Origin of the sequence: Echinicola pacifica DSM 19836 (assembly GCF_000373245.1) — a bacterium.
GTDB classification, from domain to species: domain Bacteria; phylum Bacteroidota; class Bacteroidia; order Cytophagales; family Cyclobacteriaceae; genus Echinicola; species Echinicola pacifica.
The window spans coordinates 1-20,395 of the sequence record NZ_KB890760.1; the positions used below are offsets into that span (position 1 = coordinate 1).

Below are 20,395 nucleotides of genomic sequence, written 5' to 3' on the forward strand. Positions count from 1 at the left end.
CCGAAAGCTTACCTGTTACAAGGTTGTATTATCTTATCAGTAGTCAATAAACTACCTAAAAATATTAACAGCGAACTAAAGCTGTGGGGCTAGTCCCAACGACTTTAGGGTGGTACGGCGCAAGGGATCCACCTCTTTCCATCCCGAACAGAGAAGTTAAGCCTTGTCGCGCCGATGGTACTGGGGTTACACCTGGGAGAGTAGGTCGCCGCCCGCTTTTATTACAAAGCCTTTTACAGAAATGTGAAAGGCTTTTTTGCGTTTAATGCCTTGCTAATTACCCCTTCTAATCCCTAGGATGATGCTTCAATTTTCCATCCCAAATAGGAGCGATAATTATTATCCCCTTATTTTTCAAGATCACGAGGTATTTGTCTATTAGAGGAGGATTTATCCGGAATGTTCCCTGAAAACTGAATACTTGGGATGGCGTAATATCATTTTTAATTGAGTCATTAAACTAATATTAATAGCATCGATATGAAGCTTAGGGCTGCTCCCCAATGACTTTAAACTGATATCTCGCCAAGGATCCACCTCCTACATTCCGAACAGAGAAGATAAGCCTTGTTGCGCTAATGACACAGGGCTTACACCTGAGAGAGTAGTTCGCCGCCCGGTTTTTTGCGTTTAGAGCATTCTTATTATTCTCCTTCGCATAATATTGCTTATAAATAAGTCAATAAACTTATAATAATGACAGCAATCTAAAGCTTAGGACTACGTTCGTCTAGTCATCTATTGTCATGTCCTTTTGGATCTATTTAATATTTACTAGAAGTTTTTATCCTTGACTGGATTCGTGTTTTTTTGTCTTAATGCGCCCAAATTACAATATCCTCCTGATCAATATATCCCCGTTCATACTAGTTTTATTTTCTTTTTTATACCTTTTATTTTGGGGCGACTTGTATTTTATGATTTATTTTGATGGAGGATAATGTCTAGGGTCCAACTGGATATTGTGCCTCTTTTTTTGTAGTTATTACCTAACAACATATCGTTTGTACATGAGATAGGTAAAATACCCCTGGAATGATTATAAGCTATTTTTCATTTATGTCTGAATGTCAATCCTTAAGCGTTATTCCGACTCTTCTGTATTGATAAAATTTTAGTATATTTGTAATCTATAAGTAGAATGTTAATTATCTAATGCGTTTTTTGCATTATCCTAAAAATGATATTGGGTATATTAAAGCTATAGTTTGACGCATGTAATTGTATACTTTTATGTTGTTATTATTTTCTATACTTACCGCCTTCTTTATCGGGGTTATCGTAACCCCTTTATTGATATTTCTAATCAAAAAAGGAAATATTCTAGATAAACCAGGAGGAAGAAAAATCCATAAATATTCAGTTCCTTCCATGGGTGGGATTGCTATTTTTATGGGGATTTGCGGTGGGATTCTGCTATGGCTTAATTACTCCCAACTTATAGAAATTAGGTTTTTCCTCATAGGTCTTACAATCATGTTTATGCTTGGCCTTAGAGATGATATCGTTGAGCTTACCGCTTACCAAAAACTAATTGGGCAGCTAATCGCTATTACCACCGTGGTGGTTCTGGGAGATGTACGGTTTCATAGTTTTTACGGGTTTTTAGGAATAGAGGAGTTACCGCTGTGGTTTAGCTACGTATTTACCGTATTTGCCATTATCGGCCTTACCAATGCATTTAACCTAATCGATGGTCTTGATGGCCTTGCGGGAAGCCTTAGTGTTATATCCTTTGTGGTGTTGGGTACCTGGTTTATCTCGGTGGGGAGTGTTACTTATGGCTTTATCGCCTTTACTTACGCTGGCGCCATATTGTCTTTCCTTATGTACAATTGGCATCCCGCCAAGATCTTCATGGGCGATACGGGCTCCTTGGTTCTTGGATTTTCACTTTCAGTGATGTGTGTGAAATTCGTAGAGGTAAATGGCAGCTTGCCTTTAAATTCCTTTACTTTTAATGCTCCATTTGCCGCCGCAGCAGCCTTTATGATTGTTCCTTTATATGATACCTTGAGAGTGTTTATCAAGCGAGCCAAAAAAGGTAAATCTCCCATGGCTGCAGATAAGAGTCATGTTCACCATTTCCTGATGCGCATGGGGTTCCGCCATGATCAAGTGGCCTTTATCCTTGGTAGCGTAAAAATCCTATGTATACTTTTTGTTTTTGCATTTCACAAGCTTCCTGATATCGTGATGTTACCTGCTTTGGCCTTCATTATTGTTATCGGTGGAATTATTTTGGATAACCTTACCCTAAAGAGGGTTAAGGAAATAGTAAGAGATTCACCTAGAGTCCTAGCTCAGAGGAAATATTTTGGGGTTAGGAAGAAGGTGAAGATTGATCAAGAAATCTTTCAAAATGAAGGTGCAAACCCAAACTAATTACCCCAGGTGGTTTAACCCTATTTCCCCTATTCAGTACTGAGCGTAAATGTCATTAATTAAATTAGCGCATCCCGATCTTGACAGCAGTGGCTTTTCTGATTTTCAGGAAATCCTAGCAGCCAATGAGGTTGGGTACCTTGGTAAATACATAGACTTATTTATTCAGTCCTTATCCGCAATTTATAAAGATAGCCATATCGGGCTTTTTAGCTCTGGGACAGCTTCCATCCATTTAGCATTAGCATTGGCGGGTGTGGGAGAGGGAGATGAGGTATTATGCCAGTCTCTGACCTTCGTGGCCTCCGCTAATCCCGTGCGTTACTTAGGTGCTAAGCCAGTCTTTGTAGGAAGTGAATCCCAGTCCTGGAATATGTGCCCCAATGCACTTCTGCAGGCGATCAAGGATCGCATAAGGCTAGGTAAGAAGCCTTCAGCCATCATGGTCGTGCATATTTTTGGGGTCTCGGCAAAGATGGATGAACTTCGCGCCATTGCCGAAGAATATAATATCCCACTCATTGAAGACGCGGCTGAAGCTTTGGGCTCCACCTGGAAGGAGATTCCTTGTGGTCAATTGGGGGATTTTGGAATTCTTTCTTTTAATGCCAATAAGATAATTACCACCGGTGGTGGCGGAGCCTTGATTTCCTCCGACCCTGCCCTTATTCAAAAAGCTCAATTTCTGGCCCTGCATGCCAAGGATCCTGCGCCCCATTATCAACATTCCATTATGGGATATAATTATGCTTTTGGGCATCTCAACGCAGTGGTCGGTTATAACCAAATCCAATCTTTGGAAGAAAAGGTCAATACTCGCATTAGACGTTTCGAGGACTATAGAAGAAATTTATCCGTAGTCAGCGATATTCAATTTCAGGAGGGTTGGACTGATAGCTTTAGTAATCGCTGGTTAACAGCCATCTTGTTGCCTGAAGGGACTCTAGCTACTGACTTATTGAGCTTTCTGGGGAGTAAGGAGATTCAAGCAAGACATGTGTGGAAACCAATGCATCTTCAGCCCCTATATGCTGATGCGCCTTATTATGGGGATAGAGTGGAAGAAATGCTGTTTTCGAGAGGCCTATGCTTGCCATCTGGAGGAGGTGTGGATCAAGCTGCGATAAAGAAAATCTGTACTTTAATTATTAATTTCCTCACTAAATAAAAGAATGATGTACCAACAATTCTTCAAACCCCTCTGGGAGTGGCTGTTTGCATTGCTGGGACTTTTATTTTTTTTACCCCTTTTAATTGTCCTGACGCTTTTTCTTGGGTTTTATTACCGGGGGAATCCATTTTTTGTCCAGAAAAGAATCGGTAAGCATAATCGTGGTTTTAAGATCCTTAAACTTAAAACCATGAGAAACCCTAGGCAAGATGAGCTTGGCCACCATGGCACAATGAATAGAGTCACTCCATTTGGAGCTTTTTTAAGGAATAGCTCATTAGATGAATTGCCTCAATTGCTCAATGTGTTGATGGGACAAATGAGTATTATTGGTCCCAGACCCCTGCTCGAAGAGTATCTTCCTTTATATAATTCTCATCAAATCCGTAGACATGAGGTGAAGCCGGGTATTACTGGTTTGGCGCAAATTAGTGGAAGAAATGCCATTAGCTGGCAAGAGAAATTCGCCCTCGATGTGGAATATGTGGATCAGCTGAGTTTTAAACTTGACCTCAATATTTTTTTTAAGAGCCTGCTTAAACCCTTTGACCGAACAGGGATATATAATAGCCAAGATGCGGTCCTTCCTTTCGATGGGACTAATTGATCGATTTATGCCAAGCCATTTTGCCTCAGGTTTTTTTATTCTTCTTTTATCAGCTTTACCTAATGCCAGGTTCCATACCACAAAATTATACGGAAAAGGTGAAGCCCTTCATTATATCCTATTTATGAGAATGCTATTATAATGATAGAATTGACTTGTGGATGAAGAAGTCAACTAATAGTTGGTCGGATGTCAGCTCCCTGGCTTTGGGATAATAGTGGCTAGAAGATTAAATAATTTAAATTTTTTAAGAAAATGTAGATTTATTTCGGTTTGATAGTTAAATACATTAAATTGATTTTTGATTGATAAATAGTGCATTGCATAGCTTCTTGTCCTCTATTTTTAACGGTTTGCAATAGGTTTTCAAACGATCGTTTGGTATTTCAGATTTGATTTTTAGATGTATTTGTAGCAACTTTAAATAAACATAGTAATATGGTAAAGTGGATCACTCGTATGACCGATTCGGTGATTCTCTTTCAGTCAATCATCCTAGCATTTTTTTTAAGGTTAAATTTTGAATGGGAACTCATCGGTGATTATCCGGTGGCTGAATGTGCTTTTTTCTATGCCTTTACAGGCTTTGTCTTAATGCTGCTTCCTGATCAAGGGAAATGGATTGGAAAGAGATCTCGATTAGGTAATTTATCATTTGTCACCCGGTTAGTGATTGGGTTGATGGTAATTGCTTACGCCTTAAAACTCGGCCTTGGGGAGCGGTTTCTTCCTTTGGACCATTTATCTCTTTCTGTACTAATCATTGCTTCTTTATTAGCCTTCTTTGCGATGACTCTTTATCGGTTATTGGTAAAGGAAATCTATGCGGCCGTGGTCACCAATAGGCAGCCACAAAAGAAAATTGTAATATTTGGAGCGGGAGAAGCGGGACGTTTGTCCAAAACTGTTCTTACTAGTCAGGCGGGAGTCAATCAGGTCGTCGTAGCTTTTCTGGACGATGATCCTGCAAAAGAAGGAGAGAAGATCGGAGGGGTCCCCGTTTTTTGTGGGCTGGAAAACCTAAGCCAGTTAAAAACTGAATGTAAAATTACCGACTTGATTATTTCGGTTATGTATATCTCTCCGCGAAGAAAGAGAGAGATCATTGATGAATGCCTTCGTCTGGATATAAAAGCCAATATTGTACCTTCCATAGAGGAATGGGTAAAAGGTGGCTTTAGTGTGGGTAAGATTAGGAAAATAAGAATTGAGGACCTGTTGTCCAGGCCAGAAATCAGCTTGGATAATCCTCAGGTTTTTCGTCAGATTACCAATAGAGTTGTCATGGTGACAGGGGCAGCAGGCTCTATTGGGAGTGAACTTTGCCGGCAGATTATTGCTCATAAACCCAAAACATTGATTTTGATCGATAAGGATGAATCGGCCTTATATAATGTGGAGCAAGATTTCAAACTCGTTAAATGGAATACCATCGTAATACCCATTTTATTGGACATCAGGAATTCCAGAAAACTGGAGCAGGTTTTTAAAAATTTCAGACCAGATATCGTCTATCATGCTGCGGCCTATAAGCATGTACCCATGATGGAAAACTACCCTGAGGAGGCTGTAAGTAGTAATATTTTGGCTACTAAATCTCTGGCGGACTTCTCCGTATTATATAATGTAAGCCAATTCGTGTTTGTCAGCACCGATAAAGCCGTAAACCCGACCAATGTAATGGGCGCCTCTAAGCGCATCGCAGAATTATATGTTCAAGGTTTAAGTGAATACTTGGAAGCGGATAAAGGCCAGACCACCAAGTTTGCTATTACTCGGTTTGGGAATGTATTAGGCTCCAATGGATCTGTCATCCCATTATTTAAGAAGCAAATCGAGCAAGGTGGGCCGGTCATGGTTACTGACCCTGAAATTACCCGGTATTTTATGACTATTAGCGAGGCTTGCCATTTGATTTTGGAAGCTGGAGCGATGTCAAAAGGTAGTGAGATATTTATTTTTGATATGGGAGATCCCGTGAAAATCCTCGATCTGGCCAGAAAAATGATCCAGTTGAGTGATAAGCAAGTGGGGAAGGATGTTTCTATCATCTTTACAGGCTTACGGGAGGGGGAGAAGCTCCATGAGGAATTAGTTTGTCATTGTGAGGAGTTGCAGATCACTCATCATCCCAAAATCCGGGTGGTGAAAATGAAGCCTGCTGCCTTCCAAAAGCTGAATCACCAAATCGAGCTTTTCGATGAAATGGTTAGGCAGAATGCTTCCATGGATATGGTGCGCCACCTCAAAGCCATCGTACCCGAATACACCAGCAAAACCTCTAGATACAATGTATTTGATAGGATGAATTGATGTTAGGATTGATTTAAAAATTCATCTTGATTTACAGAATTTTACACTTTTTGTGAAGGATATTATTGCAATTCGCCTGCCCATGTGTGAGGAATTTTTTATCTTGCAGTGATGGAGAATTTCGTAGTATCAGCAAGAAAATACAGGCCTTCCGATTTTAAGAGTGTTGTGGGACAACAGCATATCACCACCACGCTAAAAAACGCTATTAAAAACAATCATTTGGCTCAGGCCTTTTTGTTTTGTGGGCCTCGGGGGGTCGGTAAGACTACATGTGCACGGATATTAGCCAAAACCATCAACTGCGAGAATCTTTCTGCAGATTATGAAGCCTGTAATGTATGTGATTCATGTACCGCCTTCAATAATAATAGCTCCTTCAATGTGCATGAGCTAGATGCTGCCTCAAACAACTCCGTGGATGATATCAGAAATCTTGTGGACCAGGTGAGATATGCACCCCAAAAAGGGTCATATAAAATCTATATTATTGATGAGGTTCACATGCTGTCCACTCAGGCTTTTAATGCCTTCCTAAAGACCTTAGAAGAGCCTCCAAAGTATGCCATATTTATTTTGGCCACCACAGAGAAGCATAAGATTATACCTACCATCCTTTCGAGATGTCAGATTTTTGATTTCAATAGAATTCAGATAAAGGACATTGCTGAGCATTTGCAGTATATTGCCAAGGAGGAAGAAATCACTTATGAAGACGAGGCGTTAAGACTAATAGCAGCTAAGGCGGATGGAGCATTGAGAGACGCTTTGTCGATTTTTGACTTAATTGTCACCTATTCTGCAGGTGGTAAATTGACCTATTCGGAGACCATAGACAACCTGCACATCCTCGATTATGATTACTATTTCAAAGTGACAGATTCCCTTCTTCAGGAGAGTGTGTCCAGCGTACTGCTCACCTTTGATGAGATTCTTAAAAAGGGCTTTGATGGGCATAATTTTATTGTAGGACTAAGTGAGCACCTGCGAAACCTCATGGTGTGTAAGGATGCCGCCACGGTGGAGCTATTGCAAGTTTCTGAAAGTGCCCGGGATCGTTATATTGAGCAAGCTGCCAAATCTCACCTTTCCTTTTTGCTCTCTGCCCTTAATATTTGTAATCAATGTGATATCAACTATAAGAGCAGTAAAAACCAGCGACTACATGTAGAGTTGGCGCTGATGAAATTGGCCAAATTGCCCCAAGCGATTTCTTTAGCTGCCCTTGCTCGTGAGGAGATAAAAAAAAAAGACTAGCTAAGCAGAAACAAAAACAAGTAGAATCTCTTCCTGAGACTACCTCTGCTGTGCAAGGAAAGCGGGAACTGCCAAAGACAGTAGCTATTCCTGTAAACCTAAATGAGGCCAAAGATCTGGCTCAGAGACAAGCACAACTTGCAAAGGAAAAAGCCGAGAGAGACTCGACCGTCCAGTTTAAAGAGCCTGGTGAAATAAGGGAAACGCCTTTTGATAAGGCGATATTTGGCGCCTTCGTAGAGGAGCTTATAATTAAGTATAAGCAGCAGAAACGCCACCTTGAAGGCTCCTTATTAAAGCAACCCTATAAGGTCGATGGGAATAAAATCCGCTTCTTTATGAATGGTGAGCTTCAGCAGCATCGATTTATGCAGCTGAAACCTGAGCTAATAGGCTTGGTAAGGAAGAAGCTCAATAATGATCTCATTGAAATTGATCTCGAGGTGAAGGAGGATGCGGTAAGTGAGGAAGAAAAACTCTATACTTCGACCGATAAACTGGCCTATCTGACTAAGAAGTCGCCAGCGCTGAAGGAGCTCACTAAGCGTTTTGGCCTGGAAACTGATTTTTAGAAATCTATCCCTAGGCCAAAATTGATTAGATTCTGAAGCTGAATGGCCTGAGACTTGGTGCCATCATCCATCTCTATCAATACATTTTCATCATATATCATCACCGTTTCTATACGCGTGCTAATATATTTATTCACTTTCATACTGATCGTGGAGTTAAAATTGACTACCATATTCCCAAATTTCCCATAGTTGGAGAAGAGGTTTAGATCTGCTTTCCATTGGATATTGTCCATTACTTTCATATCCACCGAGGTGCCTAGGGAAGCACCCGCCTCAGGCTTTACCTTATCTCCAGGGATGATCCCAAAGGCTCCCGCCTGATTTAGTGAGTCGTTGAGCACTAAGGTAAACCTCCCCGTGAATGGTGATAGGATGGAGGAAAACTTAAACCCCTTCTTTTCTTTTTGATAGTTGAGACCCGTGGAAGACTGCACATATGCGGGGCTGAGGAAGTCTGAAATTAAATTCCTGCTGTCCAGTTCCGAGCCACTTTCTTTATAATATTTATACCCTTCCAATAGCTGGGTTCTAGCCTCCAGCTGGGTGGAGAGGTAGAAACCTTTGGCTAATTCACGGCCATACTTACTCACAAACTTAAAGTTGTCGTTGGTTTTTCGTGTTCTATAGGACCGGTCTGCTTGTCGGTTAAAACCGAAATTTACCGTAAGAGAGGTTTCCCAAATCTTATTGGTTTTCTTATAGTTGGCAAATAAATTTACGCCGGTATTAAGCGCAAATGAACTTGCCCCACCCGCAGCCCAGTTGGCCAGGCTTACTTGCTGCACACTCAAATTATAATTTCCCCCGGTCTTCCAAAAAGTCACCTTTACCTTCTCCTCAATAATAAGGCTATCACCCAACATAATCAGGGTGTCGCCATTGATAAGTACCGTATCGGGAACGACCTTCACTTTGCCGGATTGCGCCAGCACCCGAGGGATACTTATGCACAAAAAAAGTAAGATATAGAGGCAAATCCTATACATTGTTTTTAATCAATTGCGGTTTTGGGTACAAATATAAGGCCTTTATTTAATGCTTATGGCTTTTTGATAATTAGTTGCTGCCCAACCTGGATCATCGAGGCATTTTTGAGCCTATTCCATTCTATTATATCATTCACGCTCACACTATATTTTTTAGAAATGCTATATAATGTTTCGCCCTTACTTACTGTATGCATTCGCTGGCTAGTATTAGCAGGTGTTGAGCTTGGAGTGGTGGGACGTGGATTATTACTTGGCTGCGTAGAGGAGGGACGAGTGGGTGCGGAGGTGTTTTGATAGGCTATGCTTTCATTTTTGCCTCGGTAATCCTGGAGGTTTAGTACCATTCCTTGCTTAAGGTCCTCATCTTTATAAAGTCTATTCTTCGCCTTTAGGCTATGAAGCCTGATGCCGTACATTTGCGAAATGGCCCAGAGTGTCTCCCCAGAGTGTACGACGTGGTAGGGGACTGGACCTTTTGACTTTTTTCTTTTCGTGTAATAGAGTTTTCCTTTTTGAATAGAGACATTTTTGGGTAGGTCATTGACCCTACGGAGTTTCCCGTCTCCGATTCCTATTCGTTCTGCAAAATCCTCCTGACTGGTGGTGGCTGCGGCGATGATTCCTTTGATCCCGTTGATTTTGATCTGATTTTTCTCAAAAGGGGCCGTCTGGCTTCCTGAAACCTTGGGATATCCACTGCTGGTAATGGGGGGACTCGGGGTGGATACCTTCACGGGGCCTGGCTGAGGAGCGGTGTTGGAAGCTACTGAGGGGCTCCAGTCGGGAGCTCCAGAGGCTAGGTAGGTGAGGCTATAGGTTTTGCCTTCGGGGATTTTTCTTTTCAGAACCCACTTATTGTATTCCTCTAGGTGGGTCTCCGATACCCCTAAGTTTTTTGCAAGTTCCCTCAGGTCTGTAGGTCCTTGGACGGAGATTTCGGCCAGATGGGTAGAGTAATTTGATTTCCCCAGCTGACTTTCAAAGGCAATTTTGTGGGCTAAGAACTTCTTAAAATACCAATGGGTACTGGCAGTTATTTTCATCGTTTTATGGCCTTTGTATTGAGAGCCAAAATACCTTTGGGCTCCGCCCAAACCCATCTGATAGGAGACCGTGGCACAGAGCCAATTGTCTAGGTAACTGTTATGCTTTCCCAAATAGGCCGCCGCTCCCTGGGTGCTCGAGACTATGTTCTTGCGTTCATCAATATGATGATCCACCTGCATAAACACCTCATGGGCTGTCTCTCTTTTAAACTGCCAAAATCCCACGGCATTGGAAGTGGAAACGGCATCGGGAATAAGGCCACTTTCTTGGATGACCAAATACTTCAAATCAGATGGCGCTCCAGACTCTTCCAGGACCCTCTCGATGATGGGCATATATAAGTTTACCCGGTCTAGCTTAACTTGAAAATATTCAGGATTCCGATAGAGGGCGTCCACATCCAGCTGGATATCCTTCTGCGCTTGGGCATTTAGCTGTAGCGTAAGGTCCGCAAAGTAAATGGTGGAAGGCACCCTCGGAGCTTGAGCCCAGACAGCGCTATGGGCAAATAATAAAAATAGCGCTATAAACAGTGGTGGAAAGGGTGGCGAAATAGTTTTATTCATTTCATGCAGCTAATTAATCTGAAATAAGGCTTGGCTTAATAGGGCAGGATCGGCATGAGAAGGCTATAATTTCCGCGCAATCATAATTCCATCCCGAATGGGGAACAGGACATTTTCCACCCTGGGATCATCCTGAATCTTTTGGTTGAAGTCTAAGATTGCCTGAGTGTCTTTATCTGGTTTTTTGTCAGAATTTTGAATAACTTTTCCCGACCACAGGACATTATCGGCGAGGATGATTCCTCCAGGATTGACCTTGTCGATGATCATATCGTAATAATTACTGTAATTCTTCTTGTCCGCATCTATGAAGACCAGGTCAAATTGCTCTTCCAAAGTAGGGATGATTTCCATTGCATTGCCAAGGATGTATTGGACCCGGTCTGTCAGACCCGCCTCCTCAAAATACCCTCTGACCATCTCCTCCAGCTCATCGTTTTTGTCAAGGGTAATGAGCTTGCCTTCTTTGGCTAATCCCCGAGCCATGCAAATACCCGAATAGCCTGTATAAGTTCCCACCTCCAAAATTCGCCGAGGGCGAAGCATTTTCGCAAATAACTCCAGGGTTTTGCCTTGCAGATGTCCCGAAAGCATCCGCGGCATCAAAACTTTTGCATGAGTTTCCCTGCTTATCTTCTGCAATAAAGCATCCTCAGGGCTGGTATGCGCTTCACAATAGGTAAGTAATTCTTCACTAATAAATTCCATGATTAGTTGGGTAGATAAGTTAGAGAACTTAATTGATCTTCATCGAATACCTCATTGGCGAGGGATAATAATTCCTCTGCGGTGGTTTCCTTAATAATGGTAAATATATCATCCAATGGGTCAATTTTACCTTTGTCCAATAAGTTTTTTCCGTAAACCAGCATTAATCCAGCGTAATTTTCTTCAGCCATCGCCATTTGACCCACTGTTTGTTCCTTGGCCATATGCAATTGCATCGTGCCTAGCTTTTTGGTGCGGATTTTCTTGAGCTCATTCATGACTAGCTTCTTTGCTTTGGGCAGCGTCTTTTCATCCGTTCCAAAGAACACCCCTACAAATCCCGTGTCCTTATAAGCCTGAAATACCGACTCCACACTATAGACATATCCATGCTTTTCGCGCAGACTTAGGTTTAGGCGGGAGTTCATGCTGGGCCCCCCCAGGATATTATTGAGCAAAAATAACTTGTACCGGGAAGGATGGTAAAGTGAAAAAGCAGGCTTCCCAATGGCACATTGCGCCTGGGTGATGTCCTTATGCACCACCAGGTTTTTAGGCGAATAATTAGAAAAGGTGCTTCTCTCAAAGAGAGACTTCTTGAGGGTGATTTCATTTAGCATAGGCTCTACTTGCCTCAGTACTTTTTCGAAACTGATATTTCCCACCACAGAGAAAATGATCCGCTCGGTGTCCATCCTGGTGGAGATAAAATCGATAAAATCTTGCTGTTGGAAAGAGTTGACTGTCTGCTCTGTGCCCAGAATATTTCTTCCTAGAGAATGATTTTGAAAGATGAGCTCATCAAATTCATCCTGGATGGCATCGTCAGGCGAGTCGCGGTACATGGCCATCTCTTCCAAAATCACTTGCCGCTCTTTCTCGATTTGCTTTTCTGGAAAAGTACTATGAAAGGTGATGTCAAATAGTAATTCAGCAGCCTTATTAAAATGCTCCTGTAATACGGTGGAATAAAAACAGATTTTCTCCTTGGTAGTATAGGCATTTAGCTCCCCGCCCACAGATTCCAGGCGATTGAGGATATGAAAAGCTTTGCGCTTATGAGTGCCTTTAAAGGCCATATGTTCCCAAAAATGCGCAAGGCCTGCCTGCTCCATGGTCTCGTCCCTGCTTCCTATATCAAGCACAAAACCGCTATGAACCAATCGGGTATGTGTGACTTGTTGATGAACTATTCTGATGCCATTCGGCAACTCCTTAATATGAAATGACATGTATAACTATGTTCTCTCGGATACTTTTAATAAAATTCATTCTATTCCTGATCTTCCCCTAAATCCTGAACAGGGAAATATGATCAAGAATGCTTGTCGGTATAAACCATGAAATTACAAAAATAATGCGCATGTTAATGATATTTTTTTCCACTAGCTTATTATGCTATTTTTACTTTAATCTTTGGTAATGCCTTATTCAATAGCAATTCATAAATTCCATATGGAGAATACTAAATTAACAATAAAAGCCAGCTTGATAATTTCTGTTTACACCAATACAGCGTTTTTGAAAGTGGTGTTAGATTCCTTGCAATTTCAAACGGACAACAGATTTGAGGTCATCATCTCCGAGGATGGGGAGGACGCCAATATGGCGGAATTTATTAAGAATTACCCTTTTACCCATTCTTATCAGCATCTCAGCAGGCCCGATCAGGGATGGCAAAAAAACCATGCCCTGAATGAGTCCATTCGAAATGCCAAGGCCGACTGGCTGGTATTTATCGATGGGGACTGTGTCCTTCACCCTAGATTTATGGAATTTCATATAGCCGATGCCGACCCACAAAGGATTTTGGCAGGGAAGCGCATCAAATTGGACCCAGGGACCTCCTTATGCTTATTGGACGGTACCCTTAGCCCTATCACCATGAATCGCTATCTCCTCAATAACTTCAGCAAGATCAAGAAAAATGGCGCTCAATTCGTGGAGGAAGGTTTTTTTATTGACCCTTCGGGGCTATTAGGGAAACTAATGGGCAAGCGGAAGATGAAGCAAATCAAGGGTTGCAATATGTCTTTTCATAAAGAGGCCATTCGGGCGATCAATGGTTTCGATGAGGATTATATTCGGCCTGCAGTGGGAGAGGATATAGATTTGCTTTGGCGATTTGAGGGCTTAGGTTTTAAGATTGATTCCGTAAGAAATAGAGCCGTTCAATATCACTTATACCATAAGGAAAGTTGGACAGATCAAGCAGAAAATTGGAAAATGATGGAAAATAATATAGCCTTAAAGAATTATAGATGTGCTAATGGGCTGATCAAAGAGGATTAATTCCTTATCCCACCCAAAACCGGCGGCATCTTGAAATATAAAATTGTGTAATAAGCCCAAATGGCCTTAGTTAAAGAAATAACGTGAAGAAATGAGATACGAGCCCATACCCAGAGATTTATATATTCAAAATAGAAAAAACCTTTCAGAGCGATTGCTGCCAGGGTCTTTAGCACTTTTGAATTCCAATGACCTCATGCCCAGTAATGCCGATGGCACGATGAAATTTAGGCAGAACAACGATCTTTTTTATTGTACAGGAATTGATCAGGAGGAAACGATCGTCTTACTTTGCCCTGACTTTCCTGATGAGTCCATGCGCGAGGTACTTTTTATAAGAGAGACCAATGAGCAAATTGCGATCTGGGAAGGAAAAAAAATCACCAAAAAGGAAGCACTGACCCTGTCTGGGGTTTCTAATGTGCGATGGACGACGGAATTTGACCAGGTACTAAGCTTACTTCTTCCTTATCTTCAAAATATCTACCTCAATACTAATGAACATCGCGGAGCCGCCAATCTCGTGGAAACGCGTGATGGGAGAATGGTAAGATCGTTAAAAGAAAAATTCCCTTTGCATTCTTACCATCGACTCGCGCCAATAATGGGAGAACTGCGGTCTATCAAGGCCGCGGAGGAAATTACTCAACTAAAAAGAGCCTGTGAAATAACAGAGGCCGGTTTTCGACGTGTATTGGGTTTTGTGAAGCCAGGAGTAAGGGAATATGAAATCGAAGCTGAATTCCTATATGAATTTGTTCGTAAAGGAAGCCGTGGCTTTGGCTATGAACCCATTGTGGGCTCTGGCGCAAACTCTTGCGTACTGCATTATGTGGAAAATGATCAGATATGCAATTCAGGGGAGCTGATCCTAATGGATATAGGTGCTGAATATGGGAATTATAATGCGGATATGACGCGGACCATTCCCGTCAGTGGCCAATACTCCCCACGCCAAAAAGAGGTATATCAGGCAGTATTAAGGGTGATGCGGCTGGCCGAACAGCTGCTAAGACCAGGGGTGATGCTTAAGGATTACCAGAAGGAAGTGGGTAAAGCGATGGAATCTGAGCTAATAGGCTTGGGACTTTTGGATCGCCATGATGTGCGAAAGCAGGATCCTGTAAGCCCCTTATACCGAGAATATTTTATGCATGGAACCTCCCATCCACTGGGCCTTGATGTACATGATATAGGTTCGGTTTATGTTCCCGTCAAAGAAAATATGGTGTTTACCATCGAGCCAGGTATTTATATTCCAGCAGAGTCCATTGGCATTCGATTAGAAAATAATTATGTGATAGGGGCAAAGGAAAATCTGGACCTGATGCGAAGTATTCCTATTGAGGTGGAGGAAATTGAGGGCTTGATGAATGAAAAATAATTTAGGTAAAGGTAAATTTTCTCAAAGGAAAAAAACGGAGAGCTAAAATAAAAAAACCGTAAGTCGTAAGGCTTACGGTTTTTTTATTTTATCCATTACTTTAAATCTGATCAATACCCGAAATTCTGGGCGATGCCGGTTTTTTCAACTTCGTTCAGAGGAATGGGAAGGTAATAATTGGCTACATTAAAGGAGCGGTCTTCAATGAGGACCTGGGTCATTACCAGCGTTCCATTTTCATCCAGGTTACCGTTAGCATCCACTTTTTTCCACTGCACTCCTTGGATATCCTCAGCTATCTTGTCATCATCCATCCATCTTCTAAGGTCAAAGAAGCGATGCCCCTCATAGGCTAGCTCCATTTGGCGCTCATATTTGATGTCTGCAAGCAGGGCCTCTCCACTGGACACAATGGCCGGTAAGCCAACTCTCTCGGCTACTCTACTTACATACAGTCTGGCTTCGGCTTCATTGCCTAAGTGATATTGTGCTTCGGCATAGTTGAGGAGTATTTCGGAATACCTAGCCAGCGGGTAAGGACGATGTGGAGACTGCTCCGCATCTATGGTGATGGACTCATCAAGAAACTTGCGTAGGTTATATCCAGAGGCAGCAAAATGCACCTGACCAGGCGCTTCCTTGGCATCCGCCCCTCCTGGGGAGGAGTAGTCTAGCTTATCTCCTCTAAAACTGGCTCCCTGGAAATTGATATTGGAGTAAAATCGGAGTTCTCTATTGGCATATATGTCATTCGGATCAAAACCACTTGCTGGCTCATCGATTCTTTTACCATTGGCCATCTTAAAATCCATCACAAAATTATGCGTTGGGTTACTCAGACCCCAGCCGCCAGAGCTGTGAGGAGACTGTGCTTTGTCTGGCAGGGTGTTGAAGTCATTTGGGGTATTCGGGAATTCTGGGCTATAAGGACGGCCTAGTATAAGCTCTCTGTTAGGTCTTAGGAACATTTCCTGATACTCTTTGGAATTGCTTATAGGCAGCAGAGAATAGGCATTGGTTTCTATCAAATCCATGGCGGCATCTGCTGCATCCTGCCATTTGGTGGATTTGGTATAATCATAAAGTGGGCCGTTGGGGATGGTGGATGGATCATGTAGCTCACTGGCGGCATAGAGCAGTACGCGAGATTTTAATGCCATGCAGGCGCCGATGGAGATTCTACCAAATTCACCTCCATCTCTCACCATCTTCGAGGAAGGGAGTAAGGAGATGGCCGTATTAAGGTCGCTGACGATGAAGTCCACGCAATCTTCGTAAGAATCCCTAGGAACTACAAAGTCATCATTCAGATTAAACGGCTTATCAATAATGGGGACACCTCCATGAAAGTTGATGAGCCTTGCGTAAGCATTTGCACGGAGATATAGCATTTCCGCCTTCAAAATGGCCACCTCATCAGGGTTTGTTTTTGCCACTGGGGTATCATCTATCTCTACCAAAAACTGATTGACCACCCCGACGAAGCTGAAGTAGTTTCTCCATTTGTTTCGGAAGAAGCCCATATTATTGGGGGCAATTAATGATCGAGTGATAAGGAAGTTTTGGGGGACGAAATGAAACCATGCTTCATCAGAAGCATTTTCAATATTGACCCTTCTTGTCCACCAATCATCAAAGTTTAAGCCCCAGTTTTCGGTGCTATTATAGGCATAAAATACATATCGTTCGGTAAGTTCAATATTGCTGAATATATCCACATCCGAATAGGCATTTCCGGGTTTAGTGTCTAGTACTTCCGCACATCCAATAGAAAGGAAGGTGGTCAGCACGGCTAGGATTACTATTTTTATATTTTTCATTTCAGGAATAAATTAAAGTTGAATATTTGCCCCAATCGTATAAGTTTTAAGTGGCCCATAAAGTCCAGCTTCAAAATTGTAATAGCGATTCATCTCAGGGTCAAATCCTTTGAGGTCTTTCATATGGTCAAAGGTGACAAGGTTAGACCCTCTTACATACACCCTGATTCGGGCAAACTTCACCAGTTGCTCCGGAATATTATAGGCGACCTCTACGTCTTTTAAGCGAACGAATGAGGCATTTCTTATCCAAATATTCGAAAGCCTGGAATTATAGGTGTCGTTCAGACCAAAAGCTCGCGGGTAGGCCGCATCTATATTGTCTGGTGTCCATCGCTGCTCGTATTCAAATACCGGTCTATTGCCTTCATTGTCATATCGTACTTCTATTTCAGCTCCACCTTGACCTTGGAACAATACATTTAACTCAAATCCCTTATACATCAGGGCTCCAGAGAGACCGTACTGGAACTTTGGAACCGGGGAAGTGTATTTTCTGATTTGATCCGATCCTGTGATTTGGCCATCCCCATCAGTGTCAATATATTTGACATCTCCAGGCTTTGTTCCTGGCAGTTTGGCCTCCGTTTGATCCACTTCCTCCTGAGTTTTAAACAAACCATCGGAGGGATAGATCACGAAGGAATTCATAGGATGGCCTTCTTGCTTCCTGTATTCGGGCACATTGGCGGCTTCATCCATATAGACGATCTTATTTTGAGCCATGGTAAAATTTCCACCGACCCTGTAAGTAATCCCCCCTTTGGTATCGGAGTAATTCAATTCGGTTTCATATCCGAAGCTATTTACTATCCCCAGGTTTTCCTGTGGCAATTGGATCGCCGCATAATCCGGGATAGAGGCATTTCTTTGAATAAGAATATTGGATCTTTTCTGATAGAAATAGTTGAAATCTCCCGACAGTTTGTCTCCAAACATAGCGAAGCTTAAGCCTATATTTTTGGAGTCAGCTGTTTCCCAAGTGATATTAGGATTTGGGACATTATTATTATAGAAGGCATTATATTGAGTAGGGTTTTCACCAAAGAAATAGAAGTTTTGTACTTGTCCATTATAATCACCATAGCGGTATTGTCTTAGGAATTGGTAGCCAGGTACGCGGTCATTTCCCATCTTTGCCCACGAGGCACGGATTTTCAGGAAGGAGAGCCACATTTTTGATCCCGACATAAATCCTTCTTCAGAAAGTACCCATCCTGCCGAAACACCCGGGAATAAGCCAAACTGCTTGTCAGGAGCAAAAACACTGGAGCCATCATATCTCAGGGTAAAATCAAGCAAGTATTTCTTTTGAAAATCATAAGATACCGAGCCGAAATAATTGAGTCGCCCATATTCAGATTCCACTCCTGTGCTTGTCTGACCATCTGCTCCCCCAGCAAAGAGTGAAGGATGCTCAGCAGAAATCAAATCCCTTTTATACGCTTCAAAAGAAGAGGTATTTCCTGACATCTGCTCAAAAGCCACAAAACCTCTTACCGTATGGCTGCTAAAAGTGCGGTCATAATGCACTTGCACACTATAATATTCATCATTTGTCTTGATATGAGAATCTCTCAAGCTTAGGAAATTCCCAGAATTGAAATTGAATCCATTGAATGGGATATACTCCCCGGAAGTCTGATCATAATCATATACGGTCCAGGTATCATTGAATTCCTTCCCTTTATTATTGCTTAGAATATACCTTGCAATAGCTTTGGCAGTAAGTCCTTTGGTGACTTTTTCCAAATTCAAATCCATAGAAAACCTGCCGCGCATTTCGTTGTAGATTGTCTCATTAAAGCCAGATGCCGCGCTGGCCATTACAGCAGGGTTTGCTCCATTTTCAGCACCTATCCCATATAGGCCATTCGGATATTGCCCTACTCGGGTAGGAAGATTGGTTTGTAGCTGCTTATGGATAAATCCGGCGTCCACACCCGGCTGGGTTCTCTTGTCATTAGATCCATATAAATCCGCTCCAAAAGACAAGAAATCATTTACCTTAATATCTAGGTTTGATCTGATTTGGTATTGCTTGAAGTCCAGGTCGCCTGATCGAAATAGTCCCCCTTGGTCAAACTGATTTCCACTTATAAAGTATTTTACATTCTTACCCGCGCCAGAAATGGAGAGGCTATTCCGAGTTTCAAATGAATATTTCCTCATGGTCAAATCATACCAGTTGGTATTCGGATAATTGATAGGATCCTCCCCAGCGGCATAATTTGCGATATCTTCCTGACTAAATTGAGGAGGGTTTCCATTGCTTTGATCCACTTCATTTTTATAGGTAGCATACTGCTGAGAATTCATCATTTGTGGTACCCTTGTGAATGCTCCCCACTGATTGGAAGTAGTGAAGTTGACCACTGGTTTCCCTTCCTTACCGCGCTTGGTGGTGACCAAAATCACTCCATTTGCTGCTCTCGCACCATAAATCGCTGCTGCGGCGTCTTTCAATACCGTAATACTTTCTATGTCCCCTGGTGCCAGGAACGAGAAATTCCCAGTGGGTACCCCATCAAGGATGATTAACGGGGAATTATTATTCAAGGTGGAAGTACCCCTGATGAGGAAGGTGGTCTGGTCTGTGCCGGGATAGCCTCCTCGGTCAGCCACTATTAACCCGGGAACTTTGCCCGCCAGAGATTTGCTAAGATTACTGCTGGATGATCTGGAGATATCTTCAGAGTTTACTGTGCTGACAGAGCCTGTTAGTTCGCCGCGAGTCCTGGTTCCATAGCCTACAACTACCACCTCATCCAGCTCCGAATCATCCAGTTCCATTAATGCATTAATTACATTGGTGTCCCCCACGGGTATCTCGAGGGATTGATATCCAATAAAGGAGAAGACTAATATGGCGTCCTCAGCAACACTGATTTCGTACTCGCCATTCAGTCCGGTAACCGTACCATTAGTGGTGCCTTTCTCTAATATACTCGCTCCGGGCATTCCCTGGCCTGTCTCATCGGAGACCACTCCTTTTATTACTTTTTTGGGGAGATCTTCCGCCGTTTCCATGTGAGGCTTAGTCACAAAGGGACTTGCCTTTACCTGACTTTGGTAGGCTGAAATTAGCAATATGATCATTCCAATTTTTGCATAGCAATGCCTACTACTGAAAAACCGCTGAGGCTTTTCGAGATTATACCAATTCATATTTAATACGTTTAGATAGATACTAATTTTTACATTCCCCGAGGTTGGGATTGCGGATAAGAGGTCATCTTTCAAATGACTTTAGGGTAAAGCGCTAAGCCTTGCCCTATCTG

The 20,395-nt window shown here is 42.3% G+C and carries 14 protein-coding genes and 1 rRNA gene; 9 read left to right on the forward strand and 6 right to left on the reverse strand.

Annotated features, from left to right (window positions below; all coding sequences use genetic code 11):
* Positions 1–105: 105 nt before the first annotated feature.
* The 7 genes from rrf to B050_RS0121290 all read left to right on the forward strand — a co-directional run bounded on the left by rrf (position 106) and on the right by B050_RS0121290 (position 8,305).
* Positions 106–217: ribosomal RNA gene (gene rrf, locus B050_RS0121250) — 5S ribosomal RNA — on the forward strand.
* 1,175 nt (positions 218–1,392) lie between these two features.
* Positions 1,393–2,385, forward strand: a complete 993-nt coding sequence (locus B050_RS0121260) for an MraY family glycosyltransferase (RefSeq protein ID WP_262485351.1) — start codon at positions 1,393–1,395, stop codon at positions 2,383–2,385.
* Between the two features lie 49 nt (positions 2,386–2,434).
* Positions 2,435–3,553, forward strand: coding sequence for an aminotransferase class I/II-fold pyridoxal phosphate-dependent enzyme (locus tag B050_RS0121265; RefSeq protein WP_018475982.1), 1,119 nt, complete (start codon positions 2,435–2,437; stop codon positions 3,551–3,553).
* Positions 3,554–3,560: 7 nt separating this feature from the next.
* Complete coding sequence (locus tag B050_RS0121270; protein WP_018475983.1) at positions 3,561–4,163, forward strand: sugar transferase; 603 nt, start codon at positions 3,561–3,563, stop codon at positions 4,161–4,163.
* 438 nt (positions 4,164–4,601) lie between these two features.
* Positions 4,602–6,476, forward strand: coding sequence for a polysaccharide biosynthesis protein (locus B050_RS0121280; protein WP_018475985.1), 1,875 nt, complete (start codon positions 4,602–4,604; stop codon positions 6,474–6,476).
* A gap of 111 nt (positions 6,477–6,587) precedes the next feature.
* Positions 6,588–7,733: a DNA polymerase III subunit gamma/tau gene (locus B050_RS0121285; protein WP_018475986.1), complete on the forward strand. Its 1,146-nt coding sequence runs from the start codon at positions 6,588–6,590 to the stop codon at positions 7,731–7,733.
* A 50-nt stretch (positions 7,734–7,783) separates the two neighbouring features.
* Complete coding sequence (locus B050_RS0121290; RefSeq protein WP_018475987.1) at positions 7,784–8,305, forward strand: hypothetical protein; 522 nt, start codon at positions 7,784–7,786, stop codon at positions 8,303–8,305.
* On the opposite strand, the gene B050_RS0121295 is transcribed toward B050_RS0121290, so the two are convergent.
* From B050_RS0121295 to B050_RS0121310, 4 genes are all read right to left on the reverse strand, one after another.
* A complete protein-coding gene (locus B050_RS0121295; protein ID WP_018475988.1) occupies positions 8,302–9,261 on the reverse strand; it encodes a DUF3078 domain-containing protein in 960 nt (319 codons plus the stop codon). The two genes, B050_RS0121290 and B050_RS0121295, sit on opposite strands and share 4 nt — an antisense overlap.
* Before the next feature lie 86 nt (positions 9,262–9,347).
* Positions 9,348–10,910 carry a LysM peptidoglycan-binding domain-containing protein gene (locus B050_RS0121300; protein WP_018475989.1) on the reverse strand — a complete coding sequence of 521 codons (1,563 nt, stop codon included), beginning with the start codon at positions 10,908–10,910 and terminating at the stop codon, positions 9,348–9,350.
* A 63-nt stretch (positions 10,911–10,973) separates the two neighbouring features.
* A complete protein-coding gene (locus B050_RS0121305; RefSeq protein ID WP_018475990.1) occupies positions 10,974–11,618 on the reverse strand; it encodes an O-methyltransferase in 645 nt (214 codons plus the stop codon).
* A 2-nt stretch (positions 11,619–11,620) separates the two neighbouring features.
* Positions 11,621–12,850 carry a M16 family metallopeptidase gene (locus tag B050_RS0121310; protein ID WP_026236076.1) on the reverse strand — a complete coding sequence of 410 codons (1,230 nt, stop codon included), beginning with the start codon at positions 12,848–12,850 and terminating at the stop codon, positions 11,621–11,623.
* A gap of 223 nt (positions 12,851–13,073) precedes the next feature.
* On the opposite strand from B050_RS0121310, the gene B050_RS0121315 reads away from it, so the two are divergent.
* Entirely contained in the window at positions 13,074–13,910 is an 837-nt protein-coding gene (locus B050_RS0121315) for a glycosyltransferase (RefSeq protein WP_026236077.1), read from the forward strand.
* Between the two features lie 91 nt (positions 13,911–14,001).
* Positions 14,002–15,294: an aminopeptidase P N-terminal domain-containing protein gene (locus B050_RS0121320; RefSeq protein ID WP_018475993.1), complete on the forward strand. Its 1,293-nt coding sequence runs from the start codon at positions 14,002–14,004 to the stop codon at positions 15,292–15,294.
* Between the two features lie 110 nt (positions 15,295–15,404).
* Here the strand turns inward: B050_RS0121320 and B050_RS0121325 are convergent, their stop codons facing one another.
* Together B050_RS0121325 and B050_RS0121330 are read right to left on the reverse strand one after the other, a co-directional pair.
* Positions 15,405–17,114, reverse strand: a complete 1,710-nt coding sequence (locus tag B050_RS0121325; RefSeq protein WP_018475994.1) for a RagB/SusD family nutrient uptake outer membrane protein — start codon at positions 17,112–17,114, stop codon at positions 15,405–15,407.
* A 12-nt stretch (positions 17,115–17,126) separates the two neighbouring features.
* Positions 17,127–20,282: a SusC/RagA family TonB-linked outer membrane protein gene (locus B050_RS0121330; protein ID WP_157492941.1), complete on the reverse strand. Its 3,156-nt coding sequence runs from the start codon at positions 20,280–20,282 to the stop codon at positions 17,127–17,129.
* Between the last annotated feature and the right edge of the window lie 113 nt (positions 20,283–20,395).